This window comes from Agrobacterium tumefaciens (genome assembly GCA_025559845.1).
Taxonomy (GTDB): domain Bacteria; phylum Pseudomonadota; class Alphaproteobacteria; order Rhizobiales; family Rhizobiaceae; genus Agrobacterium.
Map to the genome: position 1 here is coordinate 87,752 of CP048471.1, position 24,138 is coordinate 111,889.

At 59.7% G+C, this 24,138-nt stretch carries 25 protein-coding genes and 1 pseudogene; 19 read left to right on the forward strand and 7 right to left on the reverse strand.

Going from position 1 to position 24,138, the window contains the following annotated elements:
- Nucleotides 1-41: 41 nt before the first annotated feature.
- The 3 genes from FY156_27735 (at nucleotide 42) to FY156_27745 (ending at nucleotide 2,048) form a co-directional block, all read left to right on the forward strand.
- Nucleotides 42-368 (forward strand): antibiotic biosynthesis monooxygenase, encoded by a 327-nt coding sequence (locus tag FY156_27735; GenBank protein UXS05359.1) that lies wholly within the window; start codon nucleotides 42-44, stop codon nucleotides 366-368.
- A complete protein-coding gene (locus tag FY156_27740; GenBank protein ID UXS05360.1) occupies nucleotides 365-1,204 on the forward strand; it encodes an SDR family NAD(P)-dependent oxidoreductase in 840 nt (279 codons plus the stop codon). Before FY156_27735 ends, FY156_27740 begins: the two co-directional genes overlap by 4 nt.
- Before the next feature lie 73 nt (nucleotides 1,205-1,277).
- Complete coding sequence (locus FY156_27745) at nucleotides 1,278-2,048, forward strand: SDR family oxidoreductase (protein ID UXS05361.1); 771 nt, start codon at nucleotides 1,278-1,280, stop codon at nucleotides 2,046-2,048.
- Nucleotides 2,049-2,103: 55 nt separating this feature from the next.
- On the opposite strand, the gene FY156_27750 is transcribed toward FY156_27745, so the two are convergent.
- From FY156_27750 to wrbA, 5 genes are all read right to left on the reverse strand, one after another.
- On the reverse strand, nucleotides 2,104-2,538 hold the full coding sequence (locus tag FY156_27750; protein UXS05362.1) for a DoxX family protein: 435 nt from the start codon (nucleotides 2,536-2,538) through the stop codon (nucleotides 2,104-2,106).
- A 181-nt stretch (nucleotides 2,539-2,719) separates the two neighbouring features.
- The gene (locus FY156_27755; protein UXS05363.1) at nucleotides 2,720-3,496 is read right to left on the reverse strand and encodes an SDR family oxidoreductase; all 777 of its coding nucleotides are present in this window, start codon (nucleotides 3,494-3,496) and stop codon (nucleotides 2,720-2,722) included.
- A gap of 11 nt (nucleotides 3,497-3,507) precedes the next feature.
- Nucleotides 3,508-3,954: an ester cyclase gene (locus FY156_27760; GenBank protein UXS05364.1), complete on the reverse strand. Its 447-nt coding sequence runs from the start codon at nucleotides 3,952-3,954 to the stop codon at nucleotides 3,508-3,510.
- Nucleotides 3,955-3,979: 25 nt separating this feature from the next.
- On the reverse strand, nucleotides 3,980-4,753 hold the full coding sequence (locus tag FY156_27765) for an SDR family oxidoreductase (protein ID UXS05365.1): 774 nt from the start codon (nucleotides 4,751-4,753) through the stop codon (nucleotides 3,980-3,982).
- A 73-nt stretch (nucleotides 4,754-4,826) separates the two neighbouring features.
- Nucleotides 4,827-5,435 (reverse strand): NAD(P)H:quinone oxidoreductase, encoded by a 609-nt coding sequence (wrbA, locus tag FY156_27770; GenBank protein UXS05366.1) that lies wholly within the window; start codon nucleotides 5,433-5,435, stop codon nucleotides 4,827-4,829.
- 231 nt (nucleotides 5,436-5,666) lie between these two features.
- On the opposite strand from wrbA, the gene FY156_27775 reads away from it, so the two are divergent.
- The 8 genes from FY156_27775 to FY156_27810 are packed head-to-tail and all read left to right on the forward strand — an operon-like array spanning nucleotide 5,667 to nucleotide 13,779.
- On the forward strand, nucleotides 5,667-6,527 hold the full coding sequence (locus FY156_27775; protein UXS05609.1) for a transketolase: 861 nt from the start codon (nucleotides 5,667-5,669) through the stop codon (nucleotides 6,525-6,527).
- Complete coding sequence (locus FY156_27780; GenBank protein ID UXS05367.1) at nucleotides 6,527-7,513, forward strand: transketolase; 987 nt, start codon at nucleotides 6,527-6,529, stop codon at nucleotides 7,511-7,513. The genes FY156_27775 and FY156_27780 overlap by 1 nt, the downstream gene beginning before the upstream one ends.
- Nucleotides 7,513-8,814: an aspartate aminotransferase family protein gene (locus tag FY156_27785; GenBank protein ID UXS05368.1), complete on the forward strand. Its 1,302-nt coding sequence runs from the start codon at nucleotides 7,513-7,515 to the stop codon at nucleotides 8,812-8,814. Before FY156_27780 ends, FY156_27785 begins: the two co-directional genes overlap by 1 nt.
- Before the next feature lie 34 nt (nucleotides 8,815-8,848).
- Complete coding sequence (locus FY156_27790) at nucleotides 8,849-9,880, forward strand: ABC transporter substrate-binding protein (protein ID UXS05369.1); 1,032 nt, start codon at nucleotides 8,849-8,851, stop codon at nucleotides 9,878-9,880.
- An 11-nt stretch (nucleotides 9,881-9,891) separates the two neighbouring features.
- Nucleotides 9,892-10,938, forward strand: a complete 1,047-nt coding sequence (locus FY156_27795) for an ABC transporter substrate-binding protein (protein ID UXS05370.1) — start codon at nucleotides 9,892-9,894, stop codon at nucleotides 10,936-10,938.
- A complete protein-coding gene (locus FY156_27800) occupies nucleotides 10,923-12,209 on the forward strand; it encodes an ABC transporter permease (GenBank protein UXS05371.1) in 1,287 nt (428 codons plus the stop codon). Before FY156_27795 ends, FY156_27800 begins: the two co-directional genes overlap by 16 nt.
- A gap of 3 nt (nucleotides 12,210-12,212) precedes the next feature.
- The gene (locus tag FY156_27805) at nucleotides 12,213-13,013 is read left to right on the forward strand and encodes an ABC transporter permease (GenBank protein UXS05372.1); all 801 of its coding nucleotides are present in this window, start codon (nucleotides 12,213-12,215) and stop codon (nucleotides 13,011-13,013) included.
- Nucleotides 13,014-13,029: 16 nt separating this feature from the next.
- Nucleotides 13,030-13,779, forward strand: a complete 750-nt coding sequence (locus FY156_27810) for an SDR family oxidoreductase (protein ID UXS05373.1) — start codon at nucleotides 13,030-13,032, stop codon at nucleotides 13,777-13,779.
- A gap of 18 nt (nucleotides 13,780-13,797) precedes the next feature.
- Here the strand turns inward: FY156_27810 and FY156_27815 are convergent, their stop codons facing one another.
- Complete coding sequence (locus FY156_27815; protein ID UXS05374.1) at nucleotides 13,798-14,475, reverse strand: GntR family transcriptional regulator; 678 nt, start codon at nucleotides 14,473-14,475, stop codon at nucleotides 13,798-13,800.
- 181 nt (nucleotides 14,476-14,656) lie between these two features.
- On the opposite strand from FY156_27815, the gene FY156_27820 reads away from it, so the two are divergent.
- From FY156_27820 to FY156_27855, 8 genes and pseudogenes are all read left to right on the forward strand, one after another.
- Nucleotides 14,657-16,021 carry an aminotransferase class III-fold pyridoxal phosphate-dependent enzyme gene (locus FY156_27820; GenBank protein UXS05375.1) on the forward strand — a complete coding sequence of 455 codons (1,365 nt, stop codon included), beginning with the start codon at nucleotides 14,657-14,659 and terminating at the stop codon, nucleotides 16,019-16,021.
- A gap of 9 nt (nucleotides 16,022-16,030) precedes the next feature.
- Complete coding sequence (locus FY156_27825; GenBank protein UXS05610.1) at nucleotides 16,031-17,467, forward strand: amidase; 1,437 nt, start codon at nucleotides 16,031-16,033, stop codon at nucleotides 17,465-17,467.
- Between the two features lie 27 nt (nucleotides 17,468-17,494).
- Nucleotides 17,495-18,577, forward strand: a complete 1,083-nt coding sequence (locus tag FY156_27830; GenBank protein ID UXS05376.1) for an ABC transporter ATP-binding protein — start codon at nucleotides 17,495-17,497, stop codon at nucleotides 18,575-18,577.
- Between the two features lie 173 nt (nucleotides 18,578-18,750).
- Nucleotides 18,751-18,924 (forward strand): annotated as a pseudogene (locus FY156_27835) (aldehyde dehydrogenase family protein).
- A 1-nt stretch (nucleotide 18,925) separates the two neighbouring features.
- Nucleotides 18,926-19,951 carry a histone deacetylase family protein gene (locus FY156_27840; GenBank protein UXS05377.1) on the forward strand — a complete coding sequence of 342 codons (1,026 nt, stop codon included), beginning with the start codon at nucleotides 18,926-18,928 and terminating at the stop codon, nucleotides 19,949-19,951.
- Between the two features lie 222 nt (nucleotides 19,952-20,173).
- Nucleotides 20,174-21,241, forward strand: coding sequence for an LLM class flavin-dependent oxidoreductase (locus FY156_27845; protein UXS05378.1), 1,068 nt, complete (start codon nucleotides 20,174-20,176; stop codon nucleotides 21,239-21,241).
- Nucleotides 21,242-21,349: 108 nt separating this feature from the next.
- Nucleotides 21,350-22,186 carry an SDR family NAD(P)-dependent oxidoreductase gene (locus tag FY156_27850; protein UXS05379.1) on the forward strand — a complete coding sequence of 279 codons (837 nt, stop codon included), beginning with the start codon at nucleotides 21,350-21,352 and terminating at the stop codon, nucleotides 22,184-22,186.
- 52 nt (nucleotides 22,187-22,238) lie between these two features.
- On the forward strand, nucleotides 22,239-23,135 hold the full coding sequence (locus FY156_27855; GenBank protein UXS05380.1) for a helix-turn-helix domain-containing protein: 897 nt from the start codon (nucleotides 22,239-22,241) through the stop codon (nucleotides 23,133-23,135).
- Here the strand turns inward: FY156_27855 and FY156_27860 are convergent.
- A complete protein-coding gene (locus tag FY156_27860) occupies nucleotides 23,123-24,034 on the reverse strand; it encodes a LysR family transcriptional regulator (protein ID UXS05381.1) in 912 nt (303 codons plus the stop codon). The genes FY156_27855 and FY156_27860 overlap by 13 nt on opposite strands.
- Nucleotides 24,035-24,138: the final 104 nt, after the last annotated feature.

Here is a 24,138-nt window from a genome sequence, read left to right on the forward strand (position 1 = left end):
TCACTATGCGGGTGTTGCCCCAACCTAAGAGGAGACCTGAAATGGCTGATCTTACAAATGTGGCCTACTTCACCGCAAAGCCGGGCCGCTCAGAAGATCTGGGTGACGAACTGCTTCAGCTCGTCGCTCCGTCCCGACACGAGGAAGGCTGCCTCCGTTACGAGATCCACCAGTCCAATGATGTTCCCGACGTGTGGATGGTGCTCGAAGACTGGCGGCACGCCTCCGACTTCAAACTGCATATGAGCACGCCTTACGTCGAAGCGTTTATGGCTAAGGTCCCAGACCTGTGTGTCGAAGACGTGGAAATCTGCGGCTACCAGCAACGGTCCCCGCAGGCCTGGTACAGAAAGGAGTATATGAAATGAGCACGCAAAACCCAAAAGTCTGGCTCGTCACCGGATGCTCTACAGGCTTCGGTCGCTACATCGCAGAACACCTGCTGGAAGCCGGTGAAAAGGTCGTGGTGACGGCTCGCAAGACTGACAAAATCGCGGATCTTGAGCAGAAGGGCGATGCCCTGATCCTCCCGCTCGACGTCATCGATCGGGATCAGTGCCAAAAGGTTGTTGACGCTGCAGAAGCGCACTTCGGACGCATCGACGTTCTGATCAACAACGCCGGGATCGGTTTCTTTGGCGCTATTGAGGAAACAGCCGAAGCCGACGCCCGCCGCCTGTTTGATGTCAATTTCTTCGGTACTGCCAACACCATCCATTCGGTGCTCCCGCATATGCGAGCCCGCCGCAGTGGTACGATCGTCAATCTGACATCAATCGGCGGCCTGGTGGGGTACACCGGCGTGGGCTACTACTGCGCGACCAAATTTGCCGTGGAAGGCCTGTCAGATACGCTCCGAAAAGAAGTCGCGCCACTCGGGATCAACGTCATGACCGTCGAGCCTAGCGCCTTCCGGACGGAATGGGCAGGCTCGTCGAACGAGGTCTCCGCGTTCATTGACGATTACGAGGCGACAGCGGGCGAGGCACGTCGTGCTTACCACGCCTCGGTCGGAAATCAGGCCGGTGATCCCGCACGCGCAGCAAAGGCGATCCGGGAAGCCGTGCTGGCTGAACAGCCTCCGCATCACCTTCCGCTCGGCAATGACGCCGCGGACGCAGCCCTGAAGAAGGCTGACGATCTCAAGGCGAACGTGCTTGCCTGGGAAGCTTTGTCTCGTTCCGCCGACTTCCCGACAAACTGAACCAATCCAGTCAAACCCAAACACGAAACCAACACTGCCGCGGCCTTCGCCACGGAGAATGAAGGAGTGTGTCATGTCAAAGCGATTTGATGGAAAAGTTGCAATCGTAACGGGCGGGGGTTCCGGTATCGGCGCCGCCATTGCCAACCGGCTTCTTGAGGAAGGAGCGTCCGTGATGATCTCCGGCAGAACCGAGAAGCGGTTGTCGGAAGCTGCCTCGAAAATGCCGGCCGACCGCAGTGGCATCTTTGTCGCAAATGTCTCCTCACGGCCGGACTGCGACGCCCTTGTCGCAGCGACGGTCGAACGGTTCGGCCGCATCGACACTGTCGTCAATGCCGCTGGCATGAATCTTGTCGGCACCATCGAGGAGACGAGCGATCAGGATTGGGACGAATGCATCGCCTCGGATCTTTCCGGCGTCTTTTATATGAGCCGTGCCGCGGTTCCGCATCTGAAGGAGACCAAGGGTTCGATCGTCAACATCGGCTCCGTCTCATCCCTTGGTGGCGGCTGGAGCCACGCGGCCTATAATGCTGCAAAGGGTGGGGTTGCGAATTTGACCCGCTCAGCAGCTTGTGACCTCGGCAAGTTCGGTGTCAGAGCCAATACAGTGGCGCCCGGACTTACTGTCACGTGGATGGTGGATGCCATCATGGATGATGACGCGCTCCTCGAAAAGGCGTGGGACCGGATCCCGTTGCGACGGGCAGGCCAACCTGAAGAGATTGCCTCGGCGGTTGCTTTTCTTGCCAGTGATGAAGCTGCCTGGATCACCGGAATTGTCCTGCCTGTCGATGGGGGCCAGACCTGCACCGATGGCGGCCCGGAATGGGGCAAGTAAAAACACGAGAAGCCCGGACCATCGTCCGGGCTTTTCTTTTGATCGGGTGCTTCGCTTAGCGGCGGGCGTCGAGGCTGAAACGCCCCGCGCCGAACGCCACGACCTGGAGCAGGCCGCCGGCCATTGCGATGTTCTTGAAGAAGTGGATGAACTGGTTCAGGTCGCTGAGGTTGTTGTGGAACGTCAGTGCCGTGGCAACGCTAAACAGGGCAAGGATTAGAGCGACGATGCGGGTCTGGAAACCGAGGATCAGGGCAATGCTGCCCAGGAGCTCAGTCACGACCGCTGCACCGTAGGACAGCGACGGGAAGGGCAGGCCAACCATATTGATATAGCCGATCGTCCCAGCTGGATCAGAGATCTTACTGATACCGGACAGAAGGAAGATTGCCGCCAGCAGGACACGGCCGGTGAGAGGCGTGACGCCGTTGATGAGGGCCGAATGGGAGAGAGTTTCAACGCGCTGGGCGAATGCTTCGGAATAAGACATGGACGTTCTCCTTAAGTTTAGGGCGTAGCCACCGTGGCTGCGTCGTGAGGAGAAATTGCCACCATCCGAACAAACGAAAAAGCTGGATAATATCGCCGATTATCGTCGAGAAAATCGAATGATGCAGGCAAAGAAAAACCCGCGCTTTTGAGGGCGCGGGTCCGACTGGAGGGTCGAGAAATCAGATAACGGAAAGCAGCCCTCCATCCACCAGGAGCGCGGTGCCCGACACATAGCTCGACAGGTCCGAGCCGAGGAAAGCCACAGCATCTCCGACTTCTGCCGGTTTGCCAAGCCGGCGAAGAGGTGTTCTCTGGCGGAAACCCTCGGAGGCCTGGGCAATACCGGGGCTGGTGCGAAGGAGTTCCGTGTCGATGGTGCCGGGTGCGACTGCATTGACGCGGATACCGTCGGGGCCAAGAGCATCGGCCAATGATTTGGCCATCAGCACGACACCGCCCTTGCTGGTCGAGTAGGCGACTGTGATGCCGGCCCCGGAGATACCGCCCATGCTTGCCATGAGGACAATGCTGCCCTGCTTGTCCAGTGCCTTCATCTGACGCGCAGCTGCCTGCGCTCCAAACAGCGGGCCATCGAGATTGACAGACATCAGGCGGCGGTAATCGTCTTCCGGAACCTCCACCCCGTCTGTCTTCAGCGTAATGCCTGCATTTGCGACCATGACGTCGACGCCGCCGAATTCTTCTGCTGCCGCAACGAGGGCGTCGTTGTCGGCCTTGCGACTGACGTCTGCTTTCACGAAGACGGATTTGGCCCCCAGTTTTCTGATCTCGGAGGCAGTCGGTTCACCGCCTTCGCGCGGTGCTTCCACGACGTCAGAGACGATAACTGCTTTGGCGCCATGTTCGGCAGCACGGATGGCGATCGCACGGCCAATGCCGCTTGATGCGCCGGTTACGATGACGACCTTGCCGTCGAGAATGTTGCTGTTGCTCATTGTGGTGATCCTTAATGTTCCGGCACTTTGGGAGCCGAGGATGGCAGGGCGTCGAGTTGCTGCAGAAGATAATAGAGATTGGCGACACCCCAGTGTTCGACGATCTGGTCGTTGCGAATGCGCATGGCGTCGACGGTTTCGAACTTGATCTGGCGGCCCGTTGGCGCGATACCAAGGACGACGCCCTGATGCGTGCCGTGATAGGTCTTGAAAGTCGTCACGATGTCGTCGTCGACCGCTTGCCAGTGAATTTCGGCGTGGAAGTCCGGGAAGGCTTCGCGCAGCGCGTGGTAAAGACGACGCGCTCCTTCCTTATCTGGCGTCCCCCCTGGCTGCGGTGTGTGGTCCAGAAAGTCGTCGGCGAAAAGCTCGTCAAAAAGTTCGAAGTTGCCGCCAGACTGCACTTCGAGTGTGTTGCGGCGGACGACTGCTTTCAATACTTCGTTTTGGTCAGACATGGGATGTTCCCTTCAAGATTGAGCGTCAAAGTTCGAAGCCACCAATCGTCATGCCACCATCGACGGTCAGCATGTGTCCGGTGACATAGGAGGCGGCGTCGGAGGCAAGCCAGATTGCCGCGGCCGCGATTTCCTCCGGCCTGCCGCCGCGTTTGGCGGGAATGGCGCTCTGCGCAAGTGCGGCGAAGGCGGGGTTTTGTTGGCTGTTTGCCACAACCATTGGCGTTTCAGTCCAGCCGGGCGCAATCGCGTTGACGCGGATGCCGTGCGCCGCATTTTCCATCGCGACAACCCGGGTCAGCCCTTGCACGCCATGTTTGGAGGCGGCATAGGCACTCATGCCTCCCGGCCCCGTCAAAGCGGCGACGGAAGCCGTGTTTACGATAGAACTACCGCCGCTGCGCCTGATCAGCGGGATCTGGTACTTCATTCCCAGAAAGACGCTCTGCAGATTGACAGCGATTACCCGCTGAAAATCCTCGAGAGAATAGTCTTCGATGCGCTTCGCCGGGCCGGTGATACCCGCATTGTTGAAGGCCGCATCGAGACGGCCAGACGTAGAGCCGATCTGCTCGATCCATCCGACAACTTGAAGCTCGCTCGAGACGTCGAGTTGGGTGGTAAATGCCCGCCCGTCTTCAGAACGGATTAGGTCTGCAACCTCTGCGAGAGCATCGGCATCCCGATCAGCCAGATGCACTGTCGCGCCGTCACGAGCGAGGCCAAGTGCAATAGCTCGGCCTATCCCAGAGCCTGCACCGGTGACCGCAACGATCTTGTTTGAGAAAAGCAAGGACATGACTTCTCCTTGCCAGCCGATCGCAATCGGCTGGTCTGGTTGGAGCTCAGTTGTAGGAGTGAACTATGCGGGTTTAGTTACGCGCAGCGACAAGAGCGGCCGCAGTGCGGGCGACGATCTCGCCCTGATGGAAGGCACCGGCGAGATCGATCTGCGACGGCTGGCGAGAACCGTCGCCACCGGCAATCGTTGTTGCACCATAAGGAGCGCCACCTACAATCTCGTCCATACTCATCTGCCCCTGATGGCTATAGGGCAGGCCGACGATGACCATGCCGAAATGCATGAGGTTGGTGATGATGGAAAACAGGGTGGTTTCCTGGCCGCCGTGCTGGGTGCCGGTGGATGTGAATGCCGCGCCCACCTTGCCGTTCAGAGCGCCACGAGCCCAAAGGCCGCCGGCCTGATCGAGGAACGCCGCCATCTGCGACGACATCCGGCCGAAGCGAGTGCCGGTACCGACGATGATCGCGTCATAGTCGGCGAGTTCCGCGACCGTCGCAATCGGTGCCTCCTGGTTGATCTTGAAATGGGACTTTTCGGCAATTTCGAGCGGGACAGTTTCCGGGACGCGCTTGACCGTAACGTCGGCGCCGGCGCTTCGGGCGCCTTCAGCGATTGAGCCCGCCATTGTCTCGATGTGGCCGTAGGACGAGTAGTAGAGGACGAGTACCTTGGTCATTTGCTTTGCTCCGTTGGGATGGCTGAATTCGATGGAGACAACTTCTGCTTTTTCATCGTTCGATAAAAGCTGCATAATTTGATCCGTTACGTTCGATTTTATCGACCTGTCACGTTGTCAAAAAATCCATGTTGCCTTTGTCTCGATTCTCTATATCTTATAACTTATAAGTTAGGGAACAACGGGAGCATATCCGTGACAGCGTTAAATATATATGACGGCCATCCACCGATGGGCCGAGACGGTGATCCATTGTCTGAAGCCAAGGTGGAGCTTTTGCGCGAACGCGCCCAGTTCGTCCGGCTCGAGACGATTCGGCTGATCTCCATCGCCAAGGTTGGTCACTACACATCGGTGTTTTCTTGCGCCGAGATATTCGCGGCGCTCTACTATGACGTGATGAACATCAAAAAGGGCGAGCCCGCCTGGCCGGATCGTGACCGGTTCCTGATGGGGAAGGGTCATGCCGCTGTCGGATTGTTCCCTATCCTCGCCGACCTCGGCTTCTTCGATCCGAGCTGGCTGGACACCTATACCCGTCTTGGAAGCCCCCTTGGCGATCACCCTGACATGACGAAGGTGCCGGGCGTGGACTTCAGTTCCGGTTCGATCGGTCATGCCCTCTCAAACGGCGTCGGAATGCTTCTCGGCGCGCGCTTCCAGAAGCGGGACTTCAACGCGTTCGTGTTGCTCGGAGACGGGGAAATGCAGGAGGGACAGGTCTGGGAGGCGGCGCTTTCCGCTTCCAGTCACGGCCTCTCCAACCTCGTCGCTATCGTCGACCGAAACGGTTACCAGCTCGATGGCAAAGTTGACGATGTCCTCGCCGTGGAGCCGCTGGACGAGAAGTGGCGGGCTTTTGGATGGCAGGTCCACACCGTCGACGGGCACGACGTCCATGCCCTCACGACGCTTCTCCGGCAGGTGAAGGCGGACACCGGGCGCACCAGGCCCTGCTGCATAATTGCGCAGACGGTGAAGGGCAAGGGCATCGATTACATGGAGACCGAGCCCGGTTGGCACCTCGGGTATCTCGGCGCGGAAGACGAAGACAACGCCCGCGAAACCATTCTCAAGACGGTGATTTCATAATGAACCAGCTGATTTCCAAGGACTCGTGGCAATACCGCGAAGTGAACCGCCGCGCGCCGTCGCTGCCGACGCTGTCGAACGCGCTGATCGAGCTGGCAGAAGCCGGCCATCCGGTCATGGCCGGAACAGCCGACCTCCAGTACTCGAATGGCCTCAACGAATTCGCCAGGCGTTTTCCCGAGAGGTTCGTGCAGTTCGGCATCTCCGAGCAGAACATGGTCTCGGCAGCCGCCGGCATGGCGACGACCGGAGTCATTCCCTACGTGGCCACGTTCGCCTCGTTCCTGGCTCTTCTCTGCTGCGAGCAAATCCGGATGGACGTCGCCTACTGCAAGCAGCCTGTCCGTCTCATCGGTCACCACACAGGCATCTCGCTTGGGTTCTACGGCACGTCCCATCACGCGACCGAAGACATCGCGATTACCAGGACCATCGCCAATCTCGCTGTCGTTTCCACGGCGGATGGACCCGCACTGGCGGCCGCCCTGAAGGCGACGGTCGATTACCCTCTTCCGATTTACTTCCGCATCCACCGCGGTCACGATCCTGTCGTGTACGAAAACGGCGTGGACTTCCAGCTCGGGAAGGCCGTGGTTCACGGGGTCGGCGACGACGTCACCATTATCGCCGCGGGCTACCCGGTCCACGGTGCGAAAAAGGCGATGGAGGAGCTCAGCGCAGCCGGTCATTCCGTGGGCCTGATCGACATGCACTCGATCAAGCCTCTGGACGAGGAAGCCATCATAGAGGCATCGGCGCGCTCGAAAATCATCCTCACTGTCGAAGAACACAACATCCTCGGCGGTCTGGGTGGCGCTGTTGCCGAGGTTCTCGCAGAGAAGGGGAAAGGGGCCCGCCTCGTACGTCACGGCATCCGGGACGAGTACAGCCTGATCGCTCCGCCCACGCACCTCTACAGGCACTACCGCCTCGACGCCGACGGGATCCGCGCGGTGGTTCTCGAAAACATCGGGGGAGCGGCTTGATGGCAAGCAACAACGAACTAATCGCAAGCCGCGCCGAGGCGGTGATACCCGGCGGTCTTCTCAGCCCCAGCCGACGCCTTGGATCGCCGATCGCGTTTGCCAGGGCCAATGGCCCGTACCTATACGACGCGGATGGCACCCGATACACCGACTACCACTGCGCCTTCGGTGCAAACGTTCTCGGGCACAGAAATCCCGCGATCTCCCGGGCCATTGCAAGAGTTGGCGAGAGCCTTGATCTGGTCGGGGCCGGAGTTCTCGAACTTGAGGTCGAGGTCGCCGAGCTCCTCGTGAAGTCCATTCCATGCGCCGACCAGGTCGCCTTCTGCAGCAGCGGATCGGAAGCCACGTATCACGCCCTGCGCCTGGCCCGCGCCTATACCGGGCGCAAGCAGATCATCAAGTTCCAAGGCGGCTACCACGGCTGGCATGACTACGTCGCAATGAACGGGCAGTCCAGCCGGCAGATGATCGACGCTTTCGACCCCATGTCCGACGGTATCCTCTACGACGCGGCACGCTACACCAAGATACTTCCCTACAACGACGCCACGGCGGTGGAGGAATACATCCGGGCCAATCCGGGCGAGGTGGCCGCTGTCATCATCGAGCCGATCGCGCACAACATGGGAGCGGTCGTCGCTCAGAACCAGTTCCTGCGCGATCTGAGGAGGATCACCTCCGAAAACGGCGTGATCCTGATCTTCGACGAGGTGATTACCGGGTTCCGGCACGCTCTCGGCGGATACCAGTCGATCGTCGGCATCACGCCCGACCTCGCCACCTTCGGCAAGGCTGCCACCAGCGGCTATCCGATCGGGCTGGTTGCCGGCCGGCGGGACATCATGGAACGCGTGGGCCGGACCGGCGAGGGAGCGGTCTTCATGGGAGGGACCTTCAACGGCACCCCTTCCTCTATGGCCGCCGTGAAGGCTACCGTCCAGGAGTTGTCGAAGCCGGGCGTCTACGACCGCCTTTTCGACCTCGGCAGCTATCTCCGCAAACAGATCGACGCAATCATCGCGCGGCACGGCATCAGGGCCCAGACCGCGGGCTTCGGTTCCGTCTGGCTCGTGTACTTCTTCGAGGGCGAGTTCAAGGAGTATGCCGACCTTCTACGGAACGACAACGAGCTCGACATGCGGTTCCGCCGGGCCCTGATCACGGGCCGGCAGATTTTCCAGCCCCTCCAGCTCAAGCGGCTCTACCTGTCGCTTAGTCACGATCAGACGGTGTTAGACGACACCCTTGAGCTCATCGACGCCACCATGGCTGATCTTGCGAGGTCAGCCGCCGCATAACGACAAAACCTTATCTCAAAAAAAAGGGGAACCAATGAGAAACCGGTTTATAACATTGATGGCCACGGTCGCCTGCCTCGCGGCGGCGACACCGACACTCGCCCGCGATCTCACGGTCGTTGGCTTCGGCGGCGCAACTCAGGAGGCTATGCGCGAGACGCTCTTCAAGCCTTACGAAAAGAAGTCCGGCGCGCCTCTTATCGAGGAGTCGTACACGGGAGGCATCGCCAAGGTGAAGGCGATGGTGGAGACCGGCACGACGACGTGGGACGTCGTGCAAATGGACGAGAACGAGATGATCCTGGCGTGCGACCAGGGCCTTCTCGAGACGTTCGACTGGAAGAGCCTGCCGAATTCAGCAGACATCATCGGTCCGGCCAAGTCGGACTGCGGAGTGGGGGCCTTTGTCTGGTCGAAAATCCTCGCATACGACGGGGACAAGACCACAGGCGTCACATCCTGGGCGGACTTCTGGGACGTCAAGAAGTGGCCGGGCAAGCGCGGACTGCGCAAACAGGCTCGCATGACGATCGAGATCGCGCTGCTCGCCGACGGGGTGAAGCCTGAGGAACTGTACAAGGTCCTGGCGACGAAGGAAGGGCAGGACAGGGCATTCGCCAAGCTCGATCAACTGAAACCGAATATCCAGTGGTGGGAGAGCGGCGCGCAGCCGATGGAATGGCTGGCCTCGGGCGAGGTCACGATGACTTCCGCCTACAACGGCCGCGTCATCGCCGCCAACCGGCAGGGCAAGCATTTCAGGATGTCCTGGACAAACCAGCTTTACGCGATGGACTTCTGGGCCATCCCCAAGGGCGGGAACAGTGAGAAGGCTTTCGACCTTGTCGCGTATATGACCAGCCCAGAGCCGCAGAAGGCTTTCGCCGAAAAGATGGTCTACGGCGTCACCAACGCGAAGGCGACGTCCAGCATTTCCCCGGATATCGCACCGCAGCTGCCGACAGCCGAAAACAACATGGCCGGCGCGCTCGCGTTGAGCACGCCGTTCTGGGTGGATCATGAGGAGGAGCTGCAGCAGCGGTTCAATCGGTGGGTGGCACAATGAGGAGAGGTATCATGCTTTATCGCGATTTCATTGGCGGGCTGGTTTTGCTCGCCGGCCTTGGCGTCTCGTCGATGAGCTTGGCTGAACCCGGCAAGCTGACGGTCGTGGGAGCCGGCGGCGTTCTCCAGGACGCGGAGCGGAAGGCGTTTTTCGAGCCCTTCGCGAAGTCATCCGGCGTCGCCGTCACCGAGGATTCCTATTCGGGCCAGATGGCGAAGGTTCGTGCTATGGTCGCCAGCGGCAGCGTCTCCTGGGACGTCATGCAGGTCGAGCAAAACACGCTACTTTCCGGCTGCGCGGAAGGGCTGTTCGAGGAGCTCGACTGGAGCAAGATCGCCAACAGGGACGACTTCATTCCCGAGGCCTACAGTGACTGCGGCGTGGGAGCTTTCGTGTGGTCGATGGTTCCCAGCTACGACAGGTCCAAAACTGCCGATGGACCGCGGACCTGGACAGACTTCTGGGACATGAAGAAGTGGCCAGGGAAGAGGGGTTTCCGACAGACAGCCAAGATGACGCTCGAAATCGCCCTTCTGGCCGACGGGGTGCCTCCGGGCGAAGTCTACAGGGCCCTCGCGACAAAGGCCGGGCAGGACCGCGCGTTTGCGAAGCTCGACCAGATCAAGGGCGATATCATCTGGTGGACGTCCGGAGCCGAATCCCTGGAACGTCTCGCGGCGGGTGACGTGGTCGCCACCGCGACATTTAACGGCCGCGTGACCGCCGCCAACGCTTCCGGCAAGAACTTCGCCCTCATCTGGGATGGCCAGGTCTACGGTATCGACTACTGGGGCATCGTGAAGGGAAGCTCGAACCGCGAGAACGCGCAGAAGTTCATCGCCTTCGCAGCTTCGGACGCGGCCCAGTCTGCATTCCCGCAGTATATCGCGTACGGGGTGACCAACAAGAAAGCCATACAGAGCATGAAGCCGGAACTGGCAAAAGACCTCCCGACGACGGAGGTAAACCTCAAGTCCGCCGTCGGGCTGAACACCGAGTTCTGGGCGGATAACGGCGAAGCCCTGGAGGCGAGGTTCGCGACATGGCGGGCTCAGTGACCTCCGGTATCATGGTGCGGCAGCCCTCGGGGGCTGCCGCCGGCCGGCCGGGGCGCGCTTCCGCGCTGGCGGCCGGTTTCCGCGCCGATCGAAGACGCCAGAGAATGATTTCCCTTGCCTTGATCGGACCTCTTGTCGCCTTCATCGTATTCGCATTCGTACTTCCGCTCGGTACAATGCTCTTCTACGCGGTCAACAACCCCGAGGTTCGCGGCGCTCTTCCCCGGACGTTGGAGGCCCTGCGGACATGGGACGGGCGGTCCGATCCGCCTTCGTTGGCCTTCGACGCGCTCGTGGCGGACATACGGTCCGACGTTCAGCCGAACGTCCTGGCGGAAGCGGGCCGTCGGCTGAACTACGAGATCACCGGGTTCCGTAGCCTCCTGGCGAAGACGGTGAGAAACGCAAAAACCGCCGAGATAACCTCTGCCCGGGAATACCTGGTAGGCCTCGACGAACAATGGAATGATCCCTCGTACTGGAGAGCGATCCAGCGCAATGGCTCAGCGCTGACTGCCTTCTACCTGCTGTCGGCGGTCGACCTCAGGCCTGGAGACGACGGAGGTATCAAACTCGCCCCTCCGGAGGAGCGGCTGTTTCTTTCCACCCTCGCGCGCACGCTGACAATCAGTGGCTTCGTCACGGTCATATGCGTCCTGCTGGCCTACCCGATCGCGAATGCCGTCGTGGCGGTGGGCGGTCGATTCTCGGCCATAATGCTGGCCTGTGTCCTGCTGCCCTTCTGGACTTCGCTTCTGGTGCGGACGAGCGCCTGGATCGTGATCCTACAGAAAGAGGGAATAGTGAACCGCGCGCTGCAGGCGGCGGGACTGACCAACGCGCCGCTTGAGCTCGTGTTCAACAGGACCGGGCTTTACATAGCGATGGTACACATCCTGCTGCCGTTCATGGTCCTGCCGCTCGTGAGCGTTATGAAAGGCATTCCACCGTCATTCGTGCGCGCATCATCCTCCCTCGGCGCTGGCCCCGTCACCACGTTTCTGCGGGTCTACCTCCCGTTGACGCTGCCGGGCGTAGGAGCAGGATGTCTCCTGACGTTCATCATCGCGGCCGGATATTACGTAACGCCGACGCTCGTTGGCGGCGCGTCGGACCAGATGCTCAGCTACTTCGTAGCGTTCTACGCCAACACCACCATCAACTGGGGCATGTCCGCGGCTCTTGGAGTCTTGCTTCTGAGCTGTATCCTCGCCCTTTACATCATCGTCGGCAAGATCGTGGGCATCGGCCGTATCGTGGGAATGGAGTGAGCCATGCCTTCAAGCATCCGACGCCTGCAGATAGCGTTCTGCATCCTGGCCATGGTCTTCCTGATCGGTCCGACGCTGGCCATCATTCCGATCTCCTTCAGCTCTGCCAATTTCCTGTCATATCCACTGCCCGGGTTTTCGCTGCAGTGGTATTACAAGATACTCCAGCCACAGCCCTGGATGTCGGCGTTGATGAACAGCCTTCTCATCGGGGCAGGAGCGACCGTCGTTGCCAGTGCCCTTGGGACGATCGCGGCTCTCGGCCTGTCGAGAGGATCTCTGCCTGCCAGATCGACAATCCTCGCGGTCGTTATCTCTCCGATGATCGTTCCGGTGGTCATCAGCGGGGTTGGGATGTACTTCTTCTTTGCCAAGCTCGGCCTGGTGGCGTCCTTCCTCGGCCTCGTTCTGGCTCACGCGGTTCTGGCGGTTCCCTTCGTCGTGATCACGGTCACGGCGACCCTCAAGAACTTCGACACGAACCTCGTACGCGCAGCGGCGAGTCTGGGGGCGCCCCCCTTCCACGCGTTCCGGACCGTCACGCTTCCGCTGATCGCGCCTGGCGTCATATCGGGAGCGCTCTTCGCCTTTGTGTTCTCCTTCGACGAGGTGGTCGTGGCGCTGTTCATCAGCGGTCCAGGCCAGCGGACGCTGCCCCGCCAGATGTTCGACGGCCTCAGAGATAACATCGACCCGTCTATCCTCGCGATGTCGACCCTGCTCGTCATCGTTTCGGCTGCCCTTATGGGTTTCGGGGCATTCGTTCAACACCGCGCGGCCGCCAACAAGTCCCCGGTCGACTAATGGGAGTATTTCAGGAATGATCATCGTTACAGGTTCTACACACGGTATCGGCCGGGCTTGCGTGGAAGTACTGGCCGCAGCCGGTAAACAGGTCCTCGCCACAGGTAGGGATCACACCGCGGGAGAGGCACTGGCCGCCGCTAATCCGGGTGTTATCTTCATTCCGAGCGACGTAAGCCGGGAAAGCGACTGCGAGCTCGTCGTGCATAAGGCGTTGGAGCTGGGGGGCGGAAAGCTTTCCGGCCTCGTCAACAACGCGGGCATGTCCAGGCGCATTTCGTTCGCGGAGGCCAGCCAGTCGGACTGGGACGAGGTGCTCGCAGTAAACGCCCGCAGCGCTTTCCTTTTTACGAGGCATGCTCTAGAGGGGCTGCGGAAGGGGCGCGGGTCTGTCGTCAACATTGCCAGCATCGCGGGCAAGACCGGAGAGGAGGGGCTCGCTGTCTACTGCGCCTCCAAGGCGGCCGTGATCGGCATGACCGAGGCGCTGGCACTCGAATTCGGGGAGGAAGTCCGGTTCAACGCCGTCTGCCCCGGTCAGATCGCCACACGCATGATGGATAAGATCATGGCGGACCCGCTGCGCAAAAAACAGCTTGAACTTCGAATACCCGCCAACCGCTTCGGCACTCCCAAAGAGGTCGCAGATGTCGTCGCATGGCTGCTCTCCGAGCAGTCGACGTATGTGAACGGAACAGTGATCACAGTCGATGGCGGCGAGACGGCGGGCTTGCGCACGCCGCGTGTTGCCGAAGTTGCAAACTAAAGTCCAGGTTGACGGGGGCTAAGCTAGCTCGCGTTCTTCAAAATACCGCAGGAAGCTTTTGGACGCTCGCGCAATATCGTTTTCGATCGCCGCCCGAGCCCTCTTCTTGTCTTTTAACCGGAGAGCGTCCAGGAGGTGCTCATGCTCTTCCGCGCCAACGTAATCGTGCGGGATTTCGCGATAATACACGTTCAAGATGGGGCCCATCGACACCCACATTGTCTCAATTTGGGCGATGAGCATCGGCATTTTAGAAAGGCGATAGACGCCGAAATGGAAAGACCTGTTCGCCGATCTTGCAGCCTCAAAGTCATCAGATTTCTCGCTCGCGACAAAAGCGTCGTGGGAGTTTTTTAGCTGCTGGATATCTGCCGCTGACACATTCTCTGTTGCCAGTTCAGCAGCGAGTCCCTCAAGAGCAGTGCGTATGACTTTTATTTGGACATAGCGGTCCCGACTAAGTTCAGGGACGATGACAAATCGACCCGAACGAAGTTCAAATGCCTGCTCACTAACCAGACGCAGGCACGCCTCGCGCACCGGGGTGACACTGGTGCCGAGCTTCTCCGCGAGCTCTTGCATCAAAAGCCGTTCGCCAGGAGCAAAACTCCCTACGATCAGACCCTCACGAAGCTTCGCGTAGATCCTTGCCGAAAGGCTCCCCATCTCCCCTGGCTGCATGTCCATCACACTCATCGTCTTAGCCCCTTATCCTACGCTCTCGGCCCTGGTCCGGACGCTTCGATTAATCACTTATATCTTATACCGGCGCGATGCACTCCAGATGACGATTTTTATCCAAAAGCGATAACGACGGTTGCCAAATCCATCTGATAACTTATAAGTTATAAAAAACAAGATTGCTTAGGAGGCTGTCGTGCTTAATTCCCTCAAGTCACGCGACATGGCGTACCACTTTCACTCGCAGACCAATCCCCGTCGCCATGAGATCGATGGCCCTCTGATGATATCCAAGGGAGAGGGATGTTACGTGCTTGATGAACTGGGAAACCGGTACCTCGAGGGAATGGGAGGGCTGTGGTGCGCATCGCTCGGCTTCGAGAACGACCGTCTGGCGGAGGTGGCGGCAGCGCAGATGAAGACGCTCGCCACCTACCACACCTTCAACCACCGCTCTAATGACCCGTGCGCGGACGTGGTCGAGCAGATCGCTGAACTGTCCCCGATCCCGGGCAGCAGGGTGTTCCTGGTCAATTCCGGCTCGGAGGCCAACGACACGATGGTCAAGCTCGCCTGGTTCTACAACATTGCGCGGGGGAAGCCGTCCAAACGGAAGATCATCAGCCGCAAGGGGGCTTTCCACGGAAGCACCGTGATGGGGGCGGCTCTGGGTGGCCTGCCGCATATGCACGAGAGCTTCAACCTTCCTGGCCTCAACGTCGTCTACGCGGAGAAGCCCCATTTCTACAAGAACGCTCTGCCCGGCGAAACGGAGGAGGCTTATTGCGACCGGCTGATCGGCGATCTCGAGACGCTGATCGCTACCGAAGGTGCCGACACCATCGCCGCGATGATCGCCGAGCCGATCATGGGCGCGGGCGGTGTCGTCTCTCCTCCGGGGGATTACTTCCACCGTGTCCGCGAGGTTATGACCCGAAACGACATCCTGCTGCTCTCCGACGAAGTCGTCTGCGGCTTCGGCCGTAGCGGAAATTGGTTCGGTTGCGAGACGTTCGGTTTCGTTCCGGACATGATGTCCATCGCTAAGGGGCTCTCGTCCGGTTACATGCCGATCGCCGCTGCGGTGATCGGTGATCATGTCTACCAGACTATAGCCGATGAAGCGGACCGCATCGGCGTCTTTGGTCACGGCTTCACGTATTCGGGACACCCCGTGACCGCGGCCGTGGCTGCCGAAGTCCTTCGCACCTACCGCGAGATGAATATCCCCACCCGCGCACGCGAACTCGGCGGCCACCTGTTCGGCAGGCTCGAAGCGACCATCGCGGATCACCCCATGGTCGGCGAAATCCGAGGCGCGGGTTTCCTCGCGGGAATCGAACTGGTCGCGGACAAGTCCACCAGAACTCCCTTCGATCCCGCTCTCAAAGTGGGAGCGCTCGTTGAACGGCGCTGCCGCGCACACGGTGTCATGATCCGCAACATGGGCGACGTTATCTCCATCTGCCCGCCATTCGTCATGACTGAATCCCAGGTCGGGGAACTGGTCGATGGTATCGCCGCGGCTCTCGACGACGCCTCGTCCGAACTGGGGATGTGAGCGATGGCCATGGACGAATTCGTAGACCTCGATCTGACTGCCCAGGCCGCACTGGTCAAATCCGGGGATGTGACTGCATCGGAACTCCTTGAGGCGGCCATACGGCGCGCGGAGCGAGTGAACCTGCAGGTGAACGCCATCATCAGGCCGCTCCACGAAGAGGCGCGGGCCGAGGCGGGAAGTGCCTCTCCGGACACTGCCTTCGCCGGAGCACCCTTTCTTGTGAAAGACCTCTACTGCCACATGGCGGGTATACCTACGTCGGGCGCGTCGGAGATCACCAAAGACTTCATCCCGCATCATGACAGCGAACTGATGCGCAGATATCGCAAGGCGGGCCTCAGCACGTTCGGGAAAACGAACCTCTGCGAGTTCGGAACACTGGGGACCACGGAGCCAAAGTTGTTTGGCGCGACGAAGAACCCGTGGGACACGGCTCGATCGAGCGGAGGTTCGAGTGGCGGAGCAGGGGCAGCCGTGGCCGCGGGGATCGTCCCGGCCGCTCACGGTGGCGACGGAGCGGGGTCGATCCGTATCCCCGCTTCGTGCTGCGGCCTGTTCGGGCTCAAGCCCTCAAGGGGAAGAATAAGCCTGGGTCCGGATCTCGGTGACAGCACTGGCGGCATCGTGAACGAGCACGTCCTTTCGAGAACCGTACGCGACAGCGCCGCCTTGCTCGACGCGACACGAGGGGCGATGGCGGGGGACCCATACACCGCTCCCCAACCGGTGATCGATTACGTGCAGGCACTCCGTTCCGCCCCCCGCAGGCTGAGGATCGCCTTCACGACGGAATCGCTGCTCGGCACCCATGTCGATCCTGACTGTGTCGCCGCAACGGTCTCGGCGGCCAAGCTCTGCGAGAGCCTTGGACACGAGGTGGTCGAGGCCCGCCCCAGCCTGGATGCCGAGACCTATCGGACCTACTACAAGCGCTTCTGGGCGATGACCGCTACACGGGCGATCACCTCACTGGCCCGTAGCAGGAACGTTCCCGCTGAGACACTTGCCGCGCAAGTTGAAATCTTCAATCAGTACCTCTTTGGGGTCGGCTCCAGGATCACCGCGGCGGACTACCTCGTGGACCTGAACTGGTTCCACGGTGTGGGCCGGACCATCGCGAACTTCCTCGGCGATTTCGATGTCTGGCTGACGCCCACCCTTGGTTCACCGCCGCCCGCTCTGGGGCACTTCGACGCGGATGTCCACGGCGGCGAAGAGGTCATGGAGCGCTTCCTCCAGTTCCTCGCGTTCACCACCTTCGCGAACATGGCAGGTCTACCCTCCATGAGCGTCCCGCTCGCCTGGACGGCCGGAGGACTGCCCGTGGGAACTCAGTTCACCGGGCGCTTCAATGATGAGGAAACGCTTTTCCGGCTCGCCGCGCAGCTCGAGGAAGCCCAGCCCTGGTCAGGCAAGCGACCTCCGGTCTTCGCAACGGCATAAGCGCATCAGCAAAAAAGGGGAACCGCTATGTCATCATCAAGTTACGTCGAATTCATAAACGTAGACAAGAGCTACGATGGTCACAATCTGGTTGTGGACAACCTCAACCTTTCGATCGCCCAGGGTGAGTTCCTGACGATGCTCGGGCCATCCGGTTCGGGTAAGACGACAAGTCTCATGATGCTCGCGGGGTTCGAGGCTCCAAGCGGCGGACACATCCGCATCGCCGGCCGCTCGCTTGAGTCCGTGCCATCGCATCGCAGGAACATCGGCATGGTGTTCCAGAATTACGCGCTATTTCCGCACATGACCGTGTCGGAGAACCTGGAGTACCCGTTGCGCGTACGCAAGATGCCTAAGGCCGAGCGGACGGAGCGGGTGCGGCGGGTTCTCGACGTGGTACAGATGGCGGCGCTTGGCGAGCGGAAGCCCGCGCAGCTTTCCGGCGGACAGCAGCAGCGCATCGCCCTCGCGCGTGCCATTGTGTTCGAGCCCGATGTGGTCCTGATGGACGAGCCTCTCGGGGCTCTGGACAAGAACCTCCGCGAGCATCTGCAGCTCGAAATCAAGCATCTACACGAACGCCTTGGCATAACCGTGGTTTATGTAACGCACGACCAGTCGGAGGCATTGACGATGTCGGACCGGGTCGCCGTGTTCAACGCAGGGAAGATCGAACAGCTGGCTCCGCCGACCGAGCTGTACGAACGCCCCGCGACCTCTTTCGTCTCGGGTTTCATCGGCGAAAACAACCGTATCGTCGGCGAGATATCCGGGCGTGCCGGAGAAGACTATGCAGTCGAGACCGACTCGGGTCACCGCATGTACGTCCGCAGCAGCCTTTCGTTCAAGGAGCGGCAAAGGGTCCTCGTATCCGTACGGCCGGAGCGGGTGAAGCTCGATCCGGCTGAAGCATGTCCCAACACGTTTGGCGGGACGGTCGAGGAGGTCATCTACCTCGGAGACCACAAGCGGGTTCATGTCAGACTCAACGAGACATCGACGGTCGTCGCCAAGGTGCCGAACGTCGGGACCAATATCGACATCAGGCCGGCCCAGTCACTTTCCCTTGGCTGGGACAGCGATGACGCCGTGCTGATCCCGGCCTAATCTCAGGACAATCAACCATGACCATTTTTCGAGACCTCGGGCTTCGGGAGCCCGAACTGCTGCGTGACCGCGCCTTCGTGGCGGGAACATGGGTCGAATCCCCCTCCGATGGGCGCATCACAGTGAGCGATCCATTCGACGGTAGCGAGATCGCTGACCTGCCGAGCCTCGGGCAGGCCCTCGAGGCGGGTATGGTGGGCGTCAACACGGGCCTAATCGGTAGCGAGGCAGCCCCTTTCGGCGGCGTCAAGCAATCGGGGCTCGGGCGGGAAGGCTCCAGGTACGGCATCTCCGAGTACCTCGAGATCAAGTACGTGTGCTTGGCAGGGATCGGACCGGCGGCTTGAGATGAAAGCGGTGTATTCGGAAGCTCATCGGGCCCATGTCGCGGGCGACGTGGTCGAGAACGGCGTCCTGCGCGCCAGCCGCGACGTTTCCGAACGCCTGGACGCGCTCCTCCGAGCTGCGGAGCGAGCAGGTTGCCATATCGTGGAGGCGTCCGATCATGGGCTTGATCCAATCTCCGCCGTCCATTCGGACGCTTATCTGGAGTTCCTTTCTACCGCCTTTAGCGAGTGGAAAAACAGCGGTTTACCTGGACGGGTGTTTCCCTCGATATTCCCGGCGGGAAGCGCGACCTACCGAGCTGACTGGTCCGTTGTCGCAAAGGCCGGATTTCATCTGCGGGACCAGATCACTCCGGTGGGCGAGGGTACGTGGCATGCCGCTTATTGGGCAGCTCAGACCGCCGTCACTGCAGCGCATCTGCTGATGGAGGGCGAGCGCCGGGTCTACGCGCTTTGCCGTCCATCGGGTCATCACGCCGGACGAGATTATGGAGGAGGCGCAACATACTTGAACAACGCCGCGATTGCCGCGCGGCGACTTGCCTCGGGGGGAAAGCGCATTGCAATCGTCGATCTGGATGTCCACCATGGCAACGGAACGCAGGACATATTCTGGCACGAGGCGGGTGTCTTTTTCGCGTCTATTCACCGAAGCCCTGCTAATTATTTCCCTCACTTCACGGGTTTTCGTGGAGAAGTAGGTGGTATCTCTTCCGAGGGGTCGAACCTGAATTATTCCTTGGAAGCGGAGGCGGGCGACACGGAGTATCTTGAAGGTGTCAAACACATCCTGGCTGCAGCACTCCAACACGACCCTGCGGCTGTGGTCGTTTCGCTCGGTTTTGACGCGCTGGCGAGCGATCCGGCGAGGGGGCTGTCCGTAACCACAGCTGCTTTCGAAGAGATAGGTAGGCGGCTCGCAGCTGTCTCTCTTCCTGTCCTGTTGGTGCAGGAGGGCGGCTACGACCTGACAAGTCTGCAGCACGTCGCTGCTCGCTTTCTGGACGGGCTTTGTTCACCTCATTAGCGACCGTTCCATTCTGGTGAGAGATTGCGGCTGCGATTATCGATGCGCATCGAGCGACACAGGCGTCCTCTTTTCAACATGTCGCACGCAGTATCGGCGCGACAAATCGATGAAATCGAACAGCACAATCGAAACTATCCAGATTCCGGAGAATGCAACGAGCGCCTATCGTCGTATCAATGAAACGATCAGCCCCCGATCGAGACAGCGAAGGAACGCGTGATGCAAATACCGGCAACAGAATTCGGGCTTGATACCTTTGGTGACGTTACGCACGACAGCATGGGTCGACCGGAACCTCATGCGACTGTGATTAGAAATCTGGTTGAAGAGGCGAAGCTCGCGGATGAACTCGGCATAGACTTCTTCGGGATTGGCGAACACCACAGAGAGGACTTCGCAGTGTCTTCGCCCGAAACCGTTCTGGCAGCAATTGCGGGCGTGACGTCCCGGATCAGGCTCGGTTCCGCTGTTACGGTCCTGAGTTCGGATGACCCTATCAGGGTATTTCAACGTTTCTCGACGCTTGATGCTGTTTCGAACGGGCGGGCCGAGGTAATCTTGGGGCGGGGCTCCTTCACCGAGTCATTTCCGCTGTTCGGGTTTTCCCTGAACGACTACGAGACACTGTTCGAAGAGAAGCTGGACCTCTTTTCAAAGCTGCTTGAACAGAAGCCGGTCACCTGGTCGGCGCGGCCTGCCCTGTCGGATCAGAATATATTTCCTCCTGTTCAGTTGGGGAAGCTGAAGACCTGGATCGGCGTTGGTGGCAGTCCGAACTCGGTCATTCGGGCTGCGCAGTATGGACTGCCCCTGATGCTGGCAATAATAGGCGGCAGCCCATACCGCTTCATGCCTTATGTCGACCTATATCGCGAGGCAATACGCAAGCTCTCCAGGGAACAGCAGCCGATAGGCGTCCACTCTCCAGGATTTATAGCTGAAACAGACGAGAAGGCTCGCGAAGAATACTGGCCGCATTACAGGGTGATGCGCGACAGGATTGGGAAGGAGCGAGGTTGGGGACCTGTCACCACGGATGAATTCGTCTCTGAAATCGAGAACGGTTCACTGTACGTCGGATCCCCCCAAACAGTTGCGGCCAAGATTGCTCCTGTTATCTCCACTCTCGGCATTCAACGTTTCCAGCTCAAATACAGCGCAGGAACTCTGCCGCACGAAAACCTCATGGCGAGCATCAGGCTCTTCGGCGAGGCAGTTGTTCCTGCGGTTAAAGCCGCGCTTGGTAATCAGGAAGAGAATGAGATTTACGCAACCGGCCGCCTTTAGAGAAATAGGCAATCCTCCCGGAGGCTTGATCTACCGACGCTGCTTGCCCAGTGGCTAGTGTTCCCTCGTGTTCAACGCGCACTGGCGCAGAAGCGAGAGGAATGTGAAATGAGCAAGGTATGGTTCATCACCGGGGCGGCTCGAGGCATTGGCAAGGAAGTGGCACTTGCGGCCTTGGCTGCCGGAGACAAGGTTGTTGTCACTGGTCGCAACGTTGCGCAGCTCAGCAAGACCTACGCGGATTGCGGTGACAACGTTCTGGCTCTTCCGCTCGATGTTTCCGATGAGGAGCAGGCTATCACGGCGGTCAAAGCCGCGGTCGCCTATTTCGGTCGAATCGACGTCCTTCTGAATAATGCCGGCTTCGGCCAGCTGGGACTATTCGAGGAAATTGGCTCGGTCGCCGTCGTCAGCCAGTTCAACACGAATGTGTTCGGATTGTTCAACGTAACCCGCGCGGTACTGCCCGTCATGCGCAAGCAGCGCAGCGGACATGTCCTCAATGTGTCGTCGATCGGCGGCTCCGTCGGATTCTCGGGCTCGACCATCTATTGCGCCACAAAGTATGCCGTTGAAGGGTTCTCGGAATCCCTTGCTCTCGAAGTTGCCGCCTTCGGGATCAAGGTATCAATCATTGCACCTGGTTTTGTGCGAACCGACTTTCTCGACAGCTCGTCTGTCCGATACGGCGACAGGACGATCGAAGATTACGCCGCCGTCTCGGCGCAGATCCGGTCAACTTATGACAGCTACAGCCATAAACAGGCTGGCGACCCGAAGAAACTTGCAAATGTGATCCTCACGCTCGCCGGGCAGGCCGAGCCGCCCGTTCGGCTGCTGACCGGATCCGACGCCGTTGCCATGGCCCGTGAGAAGATTGGCAAGGTCGATCGGGAAATCGCCCGTTGGCAAGACCTGTCTCAATCGACCGATATCGTCGAATGAGAGTCTGTTCAGGAGGCCGGCAAATCCGGCCTTCTGGACGGAGACAATAGCAATGACAAACGCTCAAATGATCTCTGCTCTTATCGAGAAAAATACCGGCGCGGATGGAGTCTTCTCCACGGTTCTGCCCGGAGTGTTCCTGCTGCGCGCATCGCATCCAGGCGAGCCGGTTCAAACGTTCTACGAACCCAGCTTCAGCTATGTCGCGAACGGACGTAAGCGGATTTCGTTCGGCTCGTTTCAGGTTACGTGCGAGCCCAGCACTGCTCTCGCTGTCTCGGTCGGTCTCCCGGCATGCGGTGAGGTAATTCTCGCATCGCCGCAGCGTCCCTTTCTAGGCTTGCGCGTCGAACTCCGACAAACAACGCTAGAGGAGATGCGCGGCTTTCTTACTCTTCGTCCGGCTTCGCGCCTGAAGCCGGGCACCGGGCTGATGCAGCCATCGGGATTTTTGGAAGATGCATTGCTTCGGACAGTGCAGCTTCTCGACAAACCAAACGATGCCAAAGTCATCTGGCCACTTCTGGAGCGTGAAATCACGTATCACCTGCTCTCGCAAGGTGACAACCCGTTTGGAAACCAGTTGCCCGCAACTCTTCACCGGTTCAACGCTGTGGTACGTGCAGCGAATTATTTTCGCAGCCAGTTTAGAAAGGCGGTTGGCCCGGTCGATGCCGCTCGACGGACGGGCGAAAAGACCGAAACACTTGCGCGGGATTTCAAGCGCGTCACGGGGATGAGTGTCGGGGACTACATTCGTTCCCTCCGTCTCCAGGAAGGACGGCGGCTTCTGATGCTGGGCATCGACGATATCACCAGGCTGTCGCAGGCGGTGGGTTACCGGACTGTTACGAAATTCATAAATGACTACACCGAGGCGTTCAAAGGGACACCGCACGAAGACGCTCGGCGCCGGCGTCGCTCCCTGACAATCATTCATGAAGAATAACCACGGTTAGTGCCCTTGATATAATCGATCCAGGCTCTGAACGCAGGCGATACGTGACGACGGTTTGGGTAAAACAGGCTGAACCCCGGAAGCGGTTTCACCCAGTCCACCAGCACTCTTTCGAGCCTTCCCGCAGCGATATCTTCTGCTACCTGTGCCTCGAAGAGAAACGCGAGACCAAGGCCATCCAGAGCGGCAGCGCGGATAGCCTCGCCGTTGTCGAGGATAAGTTGACCCGGTGGCCTTACGTCCAGCCGCACCTCCTTTTTCTCCAGCGGCCAGTGGAAAAGCCGCCCGGACCCAGCGAACCGATAGTTGATGCACTGGTGGTCCTGCAGATCTGCGGGATCGAGCGGCCTGCCTTTGGAGCGGTCAAGATAGTCCAGACTTGCGACGACGACTGTCGGTGATGATTTCGTCAGGCTAACAGCGACCATGTCCTTCTCCACCAACGATCCGAACCGTATGCCACCATCGAAACTTAATGAGACCAGATCCGCGAGGCTGTCATCAACGGAGACTTCAAGGCGAACGTGCGGGTATGTGGAAAGGAACCCTGGAAGATTCGGCCGGATCAGTGCGTCGTAAGCGACTTGCACCGTGGTCAACCGCACCGTTCCGGCGACGCTGCTGCGCATATCCTGCAAGCCCTGCAGCTCAACCTCGATGTTCTGCAGAGCGGGCCTCAGGGTCTCGAGCAGTCTGAGGCCTGCTTCCGTCGCGGCGACATTGCGGGTTGTCCTTGCAAGTAAGGCCACTCCCACCCGGTTTTCCAACTGGGTCATCGCGTAGCTCAAGGCGGCTTGCGAGATCCCAAGTTCGGAGGCGGCTTTCGTGAAGCTCTGCAGCCTCGCAACGACCTCAAAGACCGCGAGGTCTCTCAGAATGATCCTGTCCATTCATAAATATCCTTTATAAGCGTTTTCACATTTACCCAGCTAACGGAAGGAATTCTCTTCCTCTATTTTCGAAGCTCCAAGTGCAACCCACAAAAGGAATGGAG

Excerpts from the sequence above, each read along its gene's own strand:
- FY156_27800 (UXS05371.1), top strand. The coding sequence starts at position 10,923 with ATGGCGGGCTCAGTGACCTCCGGTATCATGGTGCGGCAGCCCTCGGGG.
- FY156_27845 (UXS05378.1), top strand. The coding sequence starts at position 20,174 with ATGCAAATACCGGCAACAGAATTCGGGCTTGATACCTTTGGTGACGTT.
- FY156_27825 (UXS05610.1), top strand. The coding sequence starts at position 16,031 with ATGGACGAATTCGTAGACCTCGATCTGACTGCCCAGGCCGCACTGGTC.
- FY156_27755 (UXS05363.1), bottom strand. The coding sequence starts at position 3,496 with ATGAGCAACAGCAACATTCTCGACGGCAAGGTCGTCATCGTAACCGGC.
- FY156_27805 (UXS05372.1), top strand. The coding sequence starts at position 12,213 with ATGCCTTCAAGCATCCGACGCCTGCAGATAGCGTTCTGCATCCTGGCC.
- FY156_27785 (UXS05368.1), top strand. The coding sequence starts at position 7,513 with ATGGCAAGCAACAACGAACTAATCGCAAGCCGCGCCGAGGCGGTGATA.
- FY156_27740 (UXS05360.1), top strand. The coding sequence starts at position 365 with ATGAGCACGCAAAACCCAAAAGTCTGGCTCGTCACCGGATGCTCTACA.
- FY156_27855 (UXS05380.1), top strand. The coding sequence starts at position 22,239 with ATGACAAACGCTCAAATGATCTCTGCTCTTATCGAGAAAAATACCGGC.
- FY156_27760 (UXS05364.1), bottom strand. The coding sequence starts at position 3,954 with ATGTCTGACCAAAACGAAGTATTGAAAGCAGTCGTCCGCCGCAACACA.
- FY156_27815 (UXS05374.1), bottom strand. The coding sequence starts at position 14,475 with ATGAGTGTGATGGACATGCAGCCAGGGGAGATGGGGAGCCTTTCGGCA.
- FY156_27810 (UXS05373.1), top strand. The coding sequence starts at position 13,030 with ATGATCATCGTTACAGGTTCTACACACGGTATCGGCCGGGCTTGCGTG.
- FY156_27795 (UXS05370.1), top strand. The coding sequence starts at position 9,892 with ATGCTTTATCGCGATTTCATTGGCGGGCTGGTTTTGCTCGCCGGCCTT.
- FY156_27765 (UXS05365.1), bottom strand. The coding sequence starts at position 4,753 with ATGTCCTTGCTTTTCTCAAACAAGATCGTTGCGGTCACCGGTGCAGGC.
- FY156_27840 (UXS05377.1), top strand. The coding sequence starts at position 18,926 with ATGAAAGCGGTGTATTCGGAAGCTCATCGGGCCCATGTCGCGGGCGAC.
- FY156_27830 (UXS05376.1), top strand. The coding sequence starts at position 17,495 with ATGTCATCATCAAGTTACGTCGAATTCATAAACGTAGACAAGAGCTAC.
- FY156_27775 (UXS05609.1), top strand. The coding sequence starts at position 5,667 with ATGGGCCGAGACGGTGATCCATTGTCTGAAGCCAAGGTGGAGCTTTTG.
- FY156_27780 (UXS05367.1), top strand. The coding sequence starts at position 6,527 with ATGAACCAGCTGATTTCCAAGGACTCGTGGCAATACCGCGAAGTGAAC.
- FY156_27850 (UXS05379.1), top strand. The coding sequence starts at position 21,350 with ATGAGCAAGGTATGGTTCATCACCGGGGCGGCTCGAGGCATTGGCAAG.
- FY156_27745 (UXS05361.1), top strand. The coding sequence starts at position 1,278 with ATGTCAAAGCGATTTGATGGAAAAGTTGCAATCGTAACGGGCGGGGGT.
- wrbA (UXS05366.1), bottom strand. The coding sequence starts at position 5,435 with ATGACCAAGGTACTCGTCCTCTACTACTCGTCCTACGGCCACATCGAG.
- FY156_27860 (UXS05381.1), bottom strand. The coding sequence starts at position 24,034 with ATGGACAGGATCATTCTGAGAGACCTCGCGGTCTTTGAGGTCGTTGCG.
- FY156_27735 (UXS05359.1), top strand. The coding sequence starts at position 42 with ATGGCTGATCTTACAAATGTGGCCTACTTCACCGCAAAGCCGGGCCGC.
- FY156_27790 (UXS05369.1), top strand. The coding sequence starts at position 8,849 with ATGAGAAACCGGTTTATAACATTGATGGCCACGGTCGCCTGCCTCGCG.
- FY156_27750 (UXS05362.1), bottom strand. The coding sequence starts at position 2,538 with ATGTCTTATTCCGAAGCATTCGCCCAGCGCGTTGAAACTCTCTCCCAT.